The sequence below is a fragment of the Drancourtella sp. An12 genome, assembly GCF_002160935.1.
Lineage (GTDB): Bacteria > Bacillota > Clostridia > Lachnospirales > Lachnospiraceae > Sellimonas > Sellimonas catena.
Genome location: NZ_NFLO01000003.1, coordinates 286,066 through 299,825 on the forward strand (window position 1 = coordinate 286,066; position 13,760 = coordinate 299,825).

Here is a 13,760-nt window from a genome sequence, read left to right on the forward strand (position 1 = left end):
CAGCGTATGGACAATCCCCATACGCTGAATTCCTGTCTTTATTCTTCTGTCGGTCCAAAGCCTGTGCTTTCTTCCTCGTTTGCAGTCTCCTCCGGTGCCTGAACAGTTTCTTCGATCTCCGGATGATCCGGAAATTCTACCGGCTTCATTGCGATCCGTTCCTCTTTTTTGACTTCCCCTTCGGACACTCCTTTGACCTCGTGGAAGATCTTCATAAACTCTTTTCCGGTAATCGTCTCTTTCTCGATCAGGAACGCTGCAATCTTGTCAAGTGCTTCCCTGTTCTCCATCAGAAGACGTTTTGCTTCATCGTAGGCAACCTTCAGCATCTGCATGACCTCAGAGTCAATCTCAGCCGCTGTCGCCTCACCGCAGTTCATGACTGCCCTTCCGTCAAGGTACCGGTTCTGGATGGATTCCAGTCCGATCAGACCGAACTTCTCGGACATACCATACTGGGTAATCATCGCTCTGGCAACCTTGGTCGCCTTCTCGATATCATTGGAAGCTCCTGTCGTAACTGTATCAAATACGATCTCCTCCGCAGCACGTCCGGCAAGAAGCCCTACCAGCATCGCCTCAAGTTCCTTCTTGGTGTTGAGGAATTTCTCTTCCTCCGGTGTCTGCATGACATATCCAAGCGCACCCATCGTACGCGGAACAATCGTGATCTTCTGAACCGGCTCGGAATCCTTCTGAAGCGCACTCACAAGTGCATGTCCCACCTCATGGTAGGAAACAATCCTGCGCTCTTCCTGGCTCATGATCCGGTCTTTCTTTTCCTTTCCTACAAGAACCACTTCCACGGCCTCAAAAAGGTCGGACTGACTCACCGCGTGACGTCCATGCTTTACTGCATTAATCGCCGCTTCATTGATCATATTCGCAAGATCTGATCCTACCGCGCCGCTCGTCGCAAGTGCGATCTCCTCCAGATTAACGCTCTCATCCATCCGCACATCCTTTGCATGTACTTTCAGGATATCAACACGGCCTTTCAGATCCGGTCTTTCCACAATAATCCGGCGGTCAAACCGTCCCGGTCTTAACAGAGCCGGGTCCAGAATCTCCGGACGGTTCGTTGCTGCCAGTAGAAGAAGACCTTTGTTTGTATCAAATCCATCCATCTCCGCCAGCAGCTGATTCAGTGTCTGTTCACGCTCATCGTTTCCCCCGAGCTGCGAATCCCTGCTTTTTCCGATGGCATCGATCTCATCGATAAAAATAATACACGGCGCCATCTGCTGTGCCTGTTTAAACAGATCCCTTACACGGGATGCTCCGACTCCGACATACATTTCCACAAACGCAGAACCCGACAGAGAGAAAAACGGCACATTCGCCTCTCCTGCCACTGCCTTTGCAAGCAGCGTCTTACCTGTTCCCGGAGGGCCTACCAGAAGCGCTCCTTTCGGAAGCTTCGCTCCGACTCCCGTGTATTTGCCCGGATTGTGAAGGAAATCTACCACTTCCTGCAGAGACTCTTTCGCCTCATCCTGACCGGCCACATCACGAAATGTTACGCCCGTGGTCTTTTCCACATACATCTTGGCATTGCTCTTTCCAATCCCCATCATGCCCCCGCTGCTTTTGGATACTCGCCGCATCAGGAAACTGAGCAGAATAAATACTAGCGCAAACGGAAGAATGACACTGAATACAAGATTTAAAATCATCATGGATGTCGAATCCGGAATCGTCCTGCTGACCTCAACTCCCGCTTTCTCCAGCTTATTGTACATTTCCGGATCATCTACAATCCCGGTATAATACTCTACCTGAGATCCGGTATTAAACTGTGTAAACCAGTTACTGCCCTGAGTGAGTGTATCCTGTCCGTCACTGCTTCCCGACTGGGAATCCTGCTGCTTTTCCGCTTCCGTTTTCGGTATGATCGTAATCTTTTCCGAGTCAATAGTGACTTCCCTGACTTCGCCCTGTTCCACCATATCCATAAATTTCGTATAGGAAATCTCCTGAGATGGCGTGTCCTGCATGAGCTGATAGAGAAACATGACAAAAACAGCAGCAATTATTGTGGTTATAATAATAATCCCATAATTCTGCCGATTATTGTTATCGTTCTTTTTATTATTCTGATTGTCCATTCTTTTCCTCCTACATGCTATCTATTTTATTATAAGTTTGATCTTCATACAAATCAATAAAAACATTGTGAAATTTTAGTGAGGATCCAGCTTCCTTTTCTACATATTAAATATTGTAAAATTCCCGTAAATTGTAGTATACTATTCAGGTAGTATTTTCAAAATATAGGACAAGAAATAAATTTTGCGAAGGAATGGTTTGTGTATGAAAATAGGATTTGATAATGACAAATATCTCCATATGCAGTCTGAGCATATCCGTGAACGGATCAGTCATTTTGACAACAAGCTGTATCTGGAGTTTGGTGGAAAACTCTTTGATGATTTCCATGCTTCCCGTGTTCTTCCGGGATTTCAGCCGGACAGCAAGTTAAGACTCTTAAAACAGCTTTCCGATACGGCTGAGATCGTCATCGTCATCAGTGCCGGTGACATTGAAAAAAACAAGGTCCGCGGAGATCTTGGTATCACCTACGATGATGATGTACTCCGCCTGAAAAGCGCCTTTGAAGAAAACGGTCTCTATGTCGGCAGCGTTGTCATCACGCAGTACAGCGGCCAGAAGAGCGCGGATCTCTTCCGCCACCGTCTTGAAAACATGGGAATCCGTGTCTACACTCATTATATTATTGAAGGATATCCGTCCAATATTCCTTTGATCGTGAGCGATGAGGGATATGGAAGAAATGATTATATTGAGACATCCAGACCGCTGGTAGTCATCACTGCCCCTGGACCTGGAAGCGGAAAAATGGCGACCTGCCTTTCCCAGCTCTATCATGAGAACAAACGCGGAATCCGGGCCGGCTACGCAAAATTCGAGACATTCCCGATCTGGAACATTCCGCTGAAACATCCGGTGAACCTCGCGTATGAAGCAGCTACAGCTGACTTAAATGATGTCAATATGATTGACCCGTTCCATCTGGAAGCATACGGAAAGACTACTGTCAACTATAACCGTGACGTGGAGATCTTCCCGGTTCTGAATGCCATGTTCGAGCAGATCTTTGGAGAGAGCCCGTACAAGTCACCGACCGACATGGGTGTCAATATGGCCGGAAACTGTATCTGTGATGACGAAGTCTGCCAGGAAGCATCCCGCCAGGAAATCATCCGCCGATACTATCAGGCAAAATGTGATCTTCTGCAGGGAGATATCCCGGACTCCGAGGTCTTCAAACTGGAGCTTCTGATGAAACAGGCACATGTCACCATCCATGATCGCCGTGTTGTTGACGCAGCACTTTCCCGTGCCGAGAGCACCGGAGCTGCCGCTGCTGCTATCGAGCTTCCGGACGGAAAGATCATGACAGGAAAGACTTCCAACCTGCTCGGACCTTCCGCGGCACTGATCCTGAATGCCCTCAAGGAGCTTGCCGGTATTGATCACGACCTCCATGTGATCTCTCCGACTGCCATTGAACCGATTCAGAAAGTGAAAACACAGTATCTTGGAAGCAAGAACCCTCGTCTTCACATTGACGAGATTCTGATCGCCCTTTCCATTTCGTCTGCTGCCAATCCGGCTGCACAGCATGCGATGGAGCAGCTCCCGAAACTGAAAGGATGTCAGGTACACACCTCTGTCATGCTTTCTTCTGTAGATATTAAGCTTTTCAAAAAGCTTGGCATTCAACTGACATGCGAGCCAAAATATGAACACGATCCGATCTATTAGTTTCAGAAATATACAAAACCCGGACATCTGGTCCGGGTTTTTCTGTATCTGCTTTTTACTTTTTTAGGAAGCCATTGCTCCGCTTCCGTCCTCAAACTGAGAATTGTAAAGTTCTGCGTAGAATCCGCCTTTCGCAAGGAGTTCCTCGTGTTTTCCCTGTTCAACAATATCTCCGTCCTTCAGAACGAGAATCCGGTCCGCATCACGGATCGTGGAAAGCCGGTGGGCAATGATAAAACTTGTTCTTCCTTTCATCAGATTATCCATCGCTTTCTGGATCTGAATTTCTGTCCTTGTATCAACAGAACTTGTCGCTTCGTCAAGAATAAGAATCTTCGGATCTGCCAGAATGGCTCTTGCAATCGTCAGGAGCTGCTTCTGACCCTGTGAAACATTGCTTGCCTCCTCATTCAGCTCCATGTCATAGCCGTCCGGAAGAGTCTGGATGAAGTGATGTGCATGTGCCGCCTTTGCAGCTTCCACAATTTCCTCATCAGTCGCATCCAGTTTTCCGTAACGGATATTATCGCGAATAGAACCGTTGAAAAGCCATGTGTCCTGAAGCACCATGCCGAACATCTGCCGCAGTTCTCCACGGTTGAAGTCTTTGACATTGTGCCCGTCAACAAGAATCGCACCCTCATTGACATCGTAAAAGCGCATCAGAAGTTTAATCAGCGTTGTCTTTCCGGCTCCGGTCGGACCGACTATCGCGATCTTTTGTCCTTCTTTTACTTGTGTGGAGAAATCTTTGATGATGATATTGTTCGGATTATATCCGAATTTTACATGGTCAAACTCCACATTGCCCTGAAGCCCCTCTGTCGATACCGGATCTTTGGCAAACTGATCCTCTTCTTTTTCCTCCAGAAATTCAAATACTCGCTCGGAGGCAGCCGCCATGGACTGCAGCATGTTTGCCACCTGTGCCACCTGCTGAATCGGCTGAGTAAAGTTTCTTACATACTGGATGAAAGACTGGATGTCACCGACTTCAATCGTCTGTTTAATTGCCAGATATCCTCCAAGAATAGTAACGCCGACATATCCCAGATTGCCGACAAACTGCATGATCGGCATCATCATGCCGGAAAAGAACTGAGATTTCCATGCGGTCTGATACAGCACATCATTCATCTCGTTGAATTCTTTCAGGACATCCTCTTCCTTATTAAATGCTTTCACAATACTGTGTCCGCCGTAAATCTCTTCCACCTGTCCATTAACATGGCCCAGATATTCCTGCTGGTTTTTGAAGTATTTCTGTGAATGCTTCACAATAAATGATATAAGAATCAGAGAAATCGGCAGGATCAAAAGTGCCACCACCGTCATCAGCGGACTGATACTGAGCATCATGATAAGCACTCCGATCAGTGTTGTCACGGATGTAATCATCTGCGTTGCCGTCTGGTTCAGGCTCTGACTGAATGTATCTACATCGTTTGTGACACGGGAGAGCACCTCTCCGTGTGTCTTAGTATCAAAATAATTCATCGGGAGACGATTGATCTTTTCGGAGATTTCTTTTCTCATTCGATATGTCAGTTTCTGTGTAACTCCCGTCATGATATATCCCTGAATAAAGGAGAAAAGCGCACTGATTACATACAGGCAGAGAAGGGTAAGCAGAATTCTTCCGATTTTACCAAAATCTATTCCCTCTCCTCCTGTTACCTTGCTGACCAGTCCGGTGAAGATCTCCGTCGTCGCTTTTCCAAGTACTTTCGGACCGATAATATTAAATATGGTACTTCCGATGGCAAACAGCATGACGAATAGAATCGGGATCTTATACGGGCCAATGTATTTCAGCACTCTTTTCAATGTCCCTTTAAAGTCTTTTGCCTTTTCACCGGCTCCCATATGTCCATGTCCGCCCATCGGACCTCTTCTTTGATTACTCATATGCTGCCTCCCCCTTTCCGTTTCCTTTTACCGCCTGTTCCAGTTCCTCCCTGGAAAGCTGGGACGAAGCAATCTGATAGTAAGCTTCACAGTTTTTCAGAAGCTCCTCATGGGTTCCAATGCCGGCGATCTCTCCTTCATCCAGAACAATAATCTGTTCCGCGTGAAGAATGGTACTGATTCTCTGAGCCACGATAATCACGGTGCTATCCTTCGTCTTTTCTTTTAATGCCTGACGCAGAACCGTATCTGTTTTATAGTCCAGAGCTGAAAAGCTGTCGTCAAAGATAAAGATATCCGGATGTTTGGCTACAGCTCTCGCAATAGAAAGACGCTGTTTCTGTCCTCCGGAGACATTGCCGCCTCCCTGGGAAATCGGGCTGTCATAATCGTCCGGTTTCTCTTCGATAAAATCTTTCGCCTGCGCAATCTCAGCTGCTTCTTCTATGCGTTCCATCGGCATATTCTCATCACTGTATGCAATATTGGACGCGATCGTTCCTGAAAACAACATTCCTTTCTGCGGCACATATCCGAGTTTCTCCCGAATTTCATGCTGTGTCACATTCCGGATATCCCTGCCGTCTATCCGGATCGCGCCTTCTGTCACATCGTAGAAACGTGGAATCAGATTGACCAGGGTCGACTTACCGCTTCCTGTACTTCCAATGATTGCGGTTGTTTCACCCGGTTTTGCGGTAAAATGAATATCATGAAGTACATCTTTTCCGGCTCCCGGATAACGGAAAGATACATGATCAAATTCCACAAGCCCTTTTCCTGCTTCCGGAATATGTTCCGGTTCTTCCTTATCTTTGATTGCTGTCTCGCTTGTCAGGATTTCATCGACACGTCCTGCCGCAACCGCTGCTCTTGGAAGCATAATTGAAATCATACAGATCATCAGGAAGGCCATAATAATCTGCATCGTGTACTGGATAAATGCCATCATATCTCCAACCTGCATTTGTCCGTTGTCCACACCGTGTGCTCCTACCCACATAATCAAAATACTGATTCCGTTCATGATCAGCATCATCGCCGGCATCATCAAGGTCATGGCACGGTTGACAAACAGGTTCGTTTTTGTCAGATCCGTATTGGCCTTGTCAAAGCGTTCTTCCTCATGTTTTTCTGTATGGAACGCGCGAATTACAGAAAGTCCTGTCAGAATTTCTCTTGTCACCAGATTGACACGGTCCACCATTTTCTGAAGGATCCGGAATTTTGGCATCACACAGAGAAATAGAAGCAGCACAACTCCAAGTATCAATACTACTCCAAGAGCGATGATCCAGGTCATGGATACATTGGTATTAATTACCTTGTAAATACCGCCGACTGCGATAATCGGCGCATAGAGCACCATGCGAAGCATCATGACAATCACCATCTGAATCTGCTGAATATCATTGGTGCTTCTTGTAATCAGAGACGCAGTGGAAAAGTGGTCAAATTCACTGCTTGAAAATCCGACAACCTTGGTAAATACATTTCTTCTGAGATCCCGTCCGACAGCTGCTGCCGTCCTGGAGGCCAGAAGTCCGACCGTCACACTTGCGAGCAGACCCAGAAATGCAAGTCCCAGCATCTTGGCTCCGGTAATCAGGATGTAATTTGTCTGCATGGCATCCATATCCACCCCAAGACTGCGGTATATGTTTTCAATATAAACCGTTGCTGTCTGTTCCAGCATCGTATCCGGCATATCGGACACCTGCTGTTCCATCTCCCGGACCATGGATTCCCTCTGTTCCTGTGGAAGCACCCGGAGAATGTCAAACATGGATACGTCCCCCTGAACTGATCCTGCCGGCATCTGCGAAAGCATCTGCTCTTTCATCGCATCCAGTTCTTCACTGTCTGAAGAAAGCCCTTCTGCCAGAAACATCGGCTTCCCAAGAATATCGAAGAGTTCGTTCATCTGCTCTTCGTCATTGCGGACCGCGTCTTTCAGAACAACAAATTCCTCTCCTGTATCCAGATCTTCCTTTGTTCCTTCCCTGTACGCATCCAGCACCGTCCCGGCATCTTCCTGCGGGACAAGCAGAAGCAGATTTTCAAGGTCGGTCTTTCCGATCTGTTCCGGAACCGTCGTATCGATTCCGCCCTGCTGAATTCCTACATTGACAATATCTGATGTATATGTCGGCAGTGACAGATCGCAGAATGCCTGGACAAACAACACTACAATAATCGCCAGAATTACCATAGCATGCTGTTTCAGATATTTGAATAATTTTCCCATAATCGTTTCCTTCTTTCTGCCTTATTTTTTATCATCCAAATCAGCCATGCATTTCTTTTTGAAATCAATGCTGCAGCTTTCAATCTCTTCTTTTGTCATCAGATTTTCTCTGATCTGAAGCAGGATTCTTCGAAAAAGCAGTTTCTCTTCCGGCAGAACATCCTGAAACATTGCCTCATCCATTTCTTTCATCATGTCTTTGATTTTATTAATATAATGTTTGCCTTCCTCACTCAATGTGATCCACGAAACCCTCTGGTCCTGATCATCCTGGCTGCGTATAATCAGTCCTCTTGCCTCCAGCTTTTTCAGAAGCGCCGTGATGGACGGAGGCTTCACTCCAAGCTTTTTAGCAATATCCTTCTGGGGCAGTTTCCCTTCCTTGGAAAGGATAAACAGACATCCTGCCTGCCCCGGCTTCAGATCTACATCTTTCATACACTGCATGATCCTGTAGGTCTGTGCATGCAGGATCTGATTGAGCAGAAGAGGAACCGGTATTTCCCTTACCGATCTTTCTTCCATTGTTTTTCCTCCTTTAATTAGTTAGATGTCTAACCGATAGTTTAGTATTTTGCCTAATGTATGTCAATATATATCTTGTTATTTCACTTTTTAGTCATAAATTTTCACAAAAATTTAATTAAACAACTAATTAATCCGGATGTGTGGAAACATCCGGATTTTTCTATACCGTCCGGTCTTCTTTTTCGTATTTGTGATAAACTACTGTTGTATATAAAATGAAAAGACGCCTCCTTTAAGAAGCGTCTTGCTGACTCTATGTATGACTATGCTGTTTCGTCTTATCAATCCAGGTGATCTTCACCTTACACCTGTCATGAATCCGGCACTGGTCCAGTGAAAGATGAATGTCCTTCTTCTTCAGTACTTTTGAAATTCCTTCAAAAATCTGAAGAATCTGATTTTCATATTTCATTACGTTTTTGAACCGCTTATAGTATTTTCCTCCCCGGATCGCCTCCCCCGGAAGCCATGTCTTCCGGATATTGCGCGCCTGAATTTTCTTCTCACCCAGGAAGATAAACTCATTGATATTTCCCGGTCCGTCATTCAGATGATTGTCAAGACTTTCCGGTATCTTCCCCCAGATCTTTTCCGTCTCTTTTAAGATATCGAAAATCTCTTTTGTCTCTTCCCGGTTTAATTTGAAAATTTTCATCGTCTTTATTTCATCAAAAAGCCGGTAAGCTGCAAATTTCAAGTTGCCATTCCCCCGTAATTCCAGAGAAAAGCCGCCGTCATCGCCCTCCATGCCAAAATTCGGGCTGACATGATAGCGGAATACGACAATGTCTTTATTCAAATCCTTAAACTCCATAGTGTCCCCTTAATACCGATTCTCTGCCTGTCCAGCATCAAAAATTATAACATACTTCCTCAGGGTCTTCCATGTTTTTTCCGGTATTTTCTGTGAACATCCAAAGAACTTTTCGCAGGATCTGACATGGCAGGAGAATTTTTTCACTGTCTCGTTTTTTCTTCTCTCTCTTCGACAAAATGTACTTCTGACTGTTCCCAGTACTTCCTAAACATCCGCTCCGTCTGTCCATCCAGGTTCATCTGATACAGCCGGAAAGTCACAAGGAAATTCTTCGGCTGCCAGAGTTCCTCATAAGAATACTGATAACTCATACCGAGTTTTTCCATCACTGCTCCGCTTGCCGGATTCTTCACATCATGAGTCGCAGTCAAGTAAGGAATCCCGTCTTTTCTCACCCGCTCGATGACTGCTCTGCCGGCCTCAGTGACAATTCCCTGATTCCAGTATTCCTTTCTCAGACCGTATCCAAGGTCATGGCTTTCCTCCATGGATACACCAATGTATCCGACCGGACGGTTCTCCCCTTTCAGACAGATGGCATACTGGTATCCGCCCTCCTTTTTATAACTGTCCAGATAATGTTCCTTCAGAAATGTTTCCGCCGCCGTCAAGGATGCCGCCGGAAACCACGGAAGAAACCGATTGACCTCCTCGTCTTTCAGTATCTCATACAGCGCTTCCCTGTCTTCCTCGGTAAACTTCCTTAAAATAAGACGTTCTGTGATCAGTTCCGGTGTGTTTTCTTTCTTCATCTTTTCCCCCTCTTTCTGATTCTTATCCATTGGAATTAAGCCCGAAGGATTTTCTCCATCCGTTTTCCCTTTGCAAGTTCATCAACCAGTTTGTCCAGATATCGGATCTCCTGCATTAACGGCTCCTCGATCTCCTCTACACGCACCCCACAGATCACTCCTTTGATCTTCTTCCGGTTTTCATTTAACTCCGGTGCATTCTGGAAAAACTCGCCGTATCCGATCTCAGATACCGACATCTGATCCAGTTCTTCCTGCTTATATCCGGTAAGCCACCGGATAATCTCATCCACTTCTTCCTTTGTCCGATCCTTCCTCACTGCTTTATTAACCAAAAGCTCATAAATCTTCGCAAACTTCATCTGATATACTTTTTCATTCTCCAATTTCCTGCACTCCTTCCCCTGTTCTGAAATGTTTGTTTTTTTACATCATATCATAGATGGCAGGTTCTTTCACCCTGAAAAAGTATTGCGACTTTGTATGAATTATTAAATTTGCTGGAATAAACAACTGATTCAGTCTGTCAGGCAGTGCAAAATCCGGGCACGCAGAAAATAAACTGCTGGCCCGAATTTTGTCGTTTCTCCATTTTCTATTTTTCTATACAATGACAGGCTGCCTTATGTCCCGGTTCCACTTCCCGGAATTTTACAAGCTTACCTCTTATTCGACATATGCCAAACTTTAACTATTTGGCAACGATTTTCTTTTTCTATGGAATACAATATACTTGACATGACAGTCCAAAATGTGATATAAGTAAAAACAGTTAAAAAAATTAAAGAAGGGGATTGGTCAAATGGTATGACAGGAGTCTCCAAAACTCTTAGCGGGAGTTCGATTCTCTCATCCCCTGCTGAAACCGCCGAATTTCGGCGGTTTTTTCATGTCCGGGTTTGAAATAGAACACAAGGTAGAACACAAATAGAAAAGAGCATTTTCATGCTATGATATTAGATAGCCGAAAATGCTCTTCTTTCTTTGCATTGATCTTTCTTTTCCGATTCCGGTCAGTGCCGATATATCCGTTTTCTACAAAATGTCGATATATTCTCCTGCCAAAGCCTTGTTCATACTCCGGACCGCACAGAATTTTCCGCACATACTGCATGTGTCACTGTGATCATCTTCCGGTTTTCTGCTGTCCCGGATTGCTTTCGCTGTTTCCGGATCCAACGCACACGCGAACTGTTCTTCCCAGTCCAGTTTTCTTCTGGCCTCTGCCATCCTGTCATCGATCTCTCTTGCTCCCGGAATTCCTTTGGCGATATCTGCTGCGTGTGCCGCGATTTTCGATGCAATAATTCCCTGTTTTACATCATCTACATTTGGCAGTGCCAGATGTTCTGCAGGCGTTACATAACAAAGGAAAGCTGCCCCATTCATTGCTGCTACAGCGCCTCCGATGGCTGCTGTGATGTGATCATAGCCTGGCGCAATATCCGTCACAATCGGGCCGAGTACATAAAACGGTGCTCCCATACAGATACTGTTTTGGACTTTCATGTTTGCCTCTACCTGATCCAGCGGTACATGCCCCGGACCTTCTACCATAACCTGGACATTATGCGCCCATGCGCGTTTTGTCAGCTCTCCAAGACGGACAAGTTCCTCTATCTGACACACATCTGTTGCATCTGCCAGACACCCTGGGCGGCAGGCATCTCCAAGGGAAATGGTTACATCATATTCCTCGCAAATATCGAGAATTTCGTCAAAGTATTCGTAAAATGGATTTTCTTCCCCAGTCATGCTCATCCATGCAAATACCAGACTTCCGCCGCGGCTTACAATGTTTGTCTTTCTTTTATGCTTTTTGATCTGTTCAATCGTCTTTCTTGTAATTCCACAGTGCAGTGTCACAAAATCTACGCCGTCTTCCGCATGCATCCGAATGACATCAATAAAATCTTTTGCTGAAAGTGTTGCCAGGTCTCTCTGGTAATGAATCACACTGTCGTAAACAGGAACAGTCCCGATCATCACCGGGCATTCTTTCGTCAGTTTCTGACGGAATGGCTGTGTATTTCCATGACTGGAAAGATCCATGATTGCCTCAGCTCCCATATTAACGGCACTCAGCACTTTCTGCATCTCAATATCATAATCTTTGCAGTCTCTCGAGACTCCGAGATTTACATTAATTTTTGTTCGAAGCATACTGCCAATTCCTTCCGGATCAAGACAGGAGTGACGTTTATTAGCGCAGATTGCAACCTTTCCTTCTGCTACCAGTTTCATCAGCTTTTCGACCGGCATTTTTTCTTTTTCCGCTACTGTCTTGATCTGAGAAGTGACAATGCCCTTCCGGGCTGCATCCATTTGAGTTGTGTAGGTTTCCATATTCTTTACCTCCTTTTTCTTCCTTTGTCAGACGCCGGCTTTTATAGATAGACAGGCAGAATAATTACTTCCTGCTCTCATCTGGATGCCGACGCCTTCACCGTTTCTTTGTCTGGTGATCATCAAGTTTGTTTTCCTCCTTTAACCACAACCTGATTTTTCTATAGCGGCAGAAAGTGGTGTCCCCGGCCTGCCGCTTTCTCAGAAGCGTTTCACTTCCGATAAACTAATTCGCCATACGAAGCTGATTAAGCGCTCCACCTTTTTCCAGTACTGTAATCAAAATAAATGCCAGAATACTTCCTGCTACCGTTGAAATCAGAAATGGAACGACATAGACAAACAGGCCCACCGGCTCCATACCCATCAGAAGTTTTGCAACCGGATATGCACACAAGCCTCCCAAAACTCCTGTTCCAATAGCTTCTGCCGCACAGGTCGGAGCAAGTTTTCTACATCCCATATAGACAAGTCCGCAGCACAATGCTCCCACCATGCTTCCCGGAAATGCCAGAAGGCTGCCGAGGCTCATTATGTTCCGAAGCAGACTTGCACAGAAAGCAATACCGACTCCCCATCCCGGTCCAAGGGTTACAGCCGCCAGAATATTAACCATATGCTGTACCGGTGCACATTTACTTCCTGCCACCGGAAAGCTGATCATACTTCCAACGACCGCCAGTGCGGTCAGCACTCCTGCCAGTACCAGTTTTTTTGTTGCTGTATTTTGTTTCATCAACACACAGCTCCTTTCCATAAGTTCTCAGATATTTTCCTGTAACACCTTCCGGGAAAAGAAAAAGAGATGCCGCAGGGCATCTCCAGATTTAGTATCCTAAATAATTTCATCATCATCCCTACGTTGGCATTATCCAAATCAGGTCTCAGGTCGAGGCGATCCAGCCTCCTCTCAGCCGACTCCGGTCAGCTCCCTGTGTCACACTATTCAAATATCTGATCATAGACAATTATAGTCCTCTTATTTCTCACTTTCAAGTAGTAAATTGAAATTTATATCTGATCAAAACTCCAGCTTCAAGTATCAAAAAAGACAGCCTTAGCTGTCTCCTTCATTCATGTACCTTCAAAACCACATATAAGTCCACGTTTCTGTCATCCTGCTTTTTCCTATCCACCATTCCTTGGTTATGCCCTCGACCTATTAGTAACAGTCAGCTCCATGTGTTGCCACACTTCCACCTCTGCCCTATCTACCTCGTCGTCTTCAAGGGGTCTTACTACTTCCGTATGGGATATCTCATCTTGAGGGGGGCTTCACGCTTAGATGCCTTCAGCGTTTATCCCTTCCCGGCTTGGCTACCCTGCCATGCACTTGGTAATGCAACAGGTACACCAGCGGCCGGTCCATCCC

General features: G+C 45.7%; 10 protein-coding genes, 1 tRNA gene, 1 rRNA gene and 1 riboswitch. Of the genes, 2 read left to right on the forward strand and 10 right to left on the reverse strand.

What is annotated here, in order from left to right; translation table 11 throughout:
- Positions 1-38: 38 nt before the first annotated feature.
- Positions 39-2,108: an ATP-dependent zinc metalloprotease FtsH gene (ftsH, locus tag B5E64_RS05410; protein ID WP_087167500.1), complete on the reverse strand. Its 2,070-nt coding sequence runs from the start codon at positions 2,106-2,108 to the stop codon at positions 39-41.
- Between the two features lie 205 nt (positions 2,109-2,313).
- Here ftsH and B5E64_RS05415 point away from each other — a divergent pair, with 205 nt between their 5' ends.
- Positions 2,314-3,789, forward strand: a complete 1,476-nt coding sequence (locus B5E64_RS05415; RefSeq protein WP_087167501.1) for a DUF1846 domain-containing protein — start codon at positions 2,314-2,316, stop codon at positions 3,787-3,789.
- Between the two features lie 63 nt (positions 3,790-3,852).
- On the opposite strand, the gene B5E64_RS05420 is transcribed toward B5E64_RS05415, so the two are convergent.
- The 6 genes from B5E64_RS05420 to B5E64_RS05445 form a co-directional block, all read right to left on the reverse strand.
- Entirely contained in the window at positions 3,853-5,697 is a 1,845-nt protein-coding gene (locus tag B5E64_RS05420) for an ABC transporter ATP-binding protein (RefSeq protein ID WP_087167502.1), read from the reverse strand.
- Positions 5,690-7,945: an ABC transporter ATP-binding protein gene (locus B5E64_RS05425; RefSeq protein ID WP_087167503.1), complete on the reverse strand. Its 2,256-nt coding sequence runs from the start codon at positions 7,943-7,945 to the stop codon at positions 5,690-5,692. The genes B5E64_RS05420 and B5E64_RS05425 overlap by 8 nt, the downstream gene beginning before the upstream one ends.
- 21 nt (positions 7,946-7,966) lie before the next feature.
- Positions 7,967-8,470, reverse strand: a complete 504-nt coding sequence (locus B5E64_RS05430) for a MarR family transcriptional regulator (protein ID WP_087167504.1) — start codon at positions 8,468-8,470, stop codon at positions 7,967-7,969.
- Between the two features lie 256 nt (positions 8,471-8,726).
- The gene (locus tag B5E64_RS05435) at positions 8,727-9,287 is read right to left on the reverse strand and encodes a hypothetical protein (protein ID WP_087167505.1); all 561 of its coding nucleotides are present in this window, start codon (positions 9,285-9,287) and stop codon (positions 8,727-8,729) included.
- A gap of 143 nt (positions 9,288-9,430) precedes the next feature.
- Positions 9,431-10,072, reverse strand: a complete 642-nt coding sequence (locus B5E64_RS05440; protein ID WP_242960094.1) for a GNAT family N-acetyltransferase — start codon at positions 10,070-10,072, stop codon at positions 9,431-9,433.
- A gap of 5 nt (positions 10,073-10,077) precedes the next feature.
- Positions 10,078-10,428 carry a DUF2200 domain-containing protein gene (locus B5E64_RS05445; protein ID WP_087167506.1) on the reverse strand — a complete coding sequence of 117 codons (351 nt, stop codon included), beginning with the start codon at positions 10,426-10,428 and terminating at the stop codon, positions 10,078-10,080.
- Positions 10,429-10,830: 402 nt separating this feature from the next.
- On the opposite strand from B5E64_RS05445, the gene B5E64_RS05450 reads away from it, so the two are divergent.
- Positions 10,831-10,901 (forward strand) — tRNA-Trp (locus B5E64_RS05450).
- 176 nt (positions 10,902-11,077) lie between these two features.
- Here the strand turns inward: B5E64_RS05450 and thiC are convergent.
- The 3 genes from thiC to B5E64_RS05465 all read right to left on the reverse strand — a co-directional run.
- Positions 11,078-12,388 carry a phosphomethylpyrimidine synthase ThiC gene (gene thiC, locus B5E64_RS05455; RefSeq protein ID WP_087167507.1) on the reverse strand — a complete coding sequence of 437 codons (1,311 nt, stop codon included), beginning with the start codon at positions 12,386-12,388 and terminating at the stop codon, positions 11,078-11,080.
- Positions 12,389-12,614: 226 nt separating this feature from the next.
- Positions 12,615-13,124, reverse strand: a complete 510-nt coding sequence (gene thiW / locus B5E64_RS05460; RefSeq protein WP_087167508.1) for an energy coupling factor transporter S component ThiW — start codon at positions 13,122-13,124, stop codon at positions 12,615-12,617.
- Between the two features lie 101 nt (positions 13,125-13,225).
- A riboswitch (TPP riboswitch) is annotated at positions 13,226-13,333 on the reverse strand.
- Between the two features lie 197 nt (positions 13,334-13,530).
- Positions 13,531-13,760: ribosomal RNA gene (locus tag B5E64_RS05465) — 23S ribosomal RNA — on the reverse strand; the annotation flags it as partial.

Excerpts from the sequence above, each read along its gene's own strand:
- ftsH (WP_087167500.1), bottom strand. The coding sequence starts at position 2,108 with ATGGACAATCAGAATAATAAAAAGAACGATAACAATAATCGGCAGAAT.
- B5E64_RS05415 (WP_087167501.1), top strand. The coding sequence starts at position 2,314 with ATGAAAATAGGATTTGATAATGACAAATATCTCCATATGCAGTCTGAG.
- B5E64_RS05420 (WP_087167502.1), bottom strand. The coding sequence starts at position 5,697 with ATGAGTAATCAAAGAAGAGGTCCGATGGGCGGACATGGACATATGGGA.
- B5E64_RS05425 (WP_087167503.1), bottom strand. The coding sequence starts at position 7,945 with ATGGGAAAATTATTCAAATATCTGAAACAGCATGCTATGGTAATTCTG.
- B5E64_RS05430 (WP_087167504.1), bottom strand. The coding sequence starts at position 8,470 with ATGGAAGAAAGATCGGTAAGGGAAATACCGGTTCCTCTTCTGCTCAAT.
- B5E64_RS05435 (WP_087167505.1), bottom strand. The coding sequence starts at position 9,287 with ATGGAGTTTAAGGATTTGAATAAAGACATTGTCGTATTCCGCTATCAT.
- B5E64_RS05440 (WP_242960094.1), bottom strand. The coding sequence starts at position 10,072 with ATGGATAAGAATCAGAAAGAGGGGGAAAAGATGAAGAAAGAAAACACA.
- thiC (WP_087167507.1), bottom strand. The coding sequence starts at position 12,388 with ATGGAAACCTACACAACTCAAATGGATGCAGCCCGGAAGGGCATTGTC.
- thiW (WP_087167508.1), bottom strand. The coding sequence starts at position 13,124 with ATGAAACAAAATACAGCAACAAAAAAACTGGTACTGGCAGGAGTGCTG.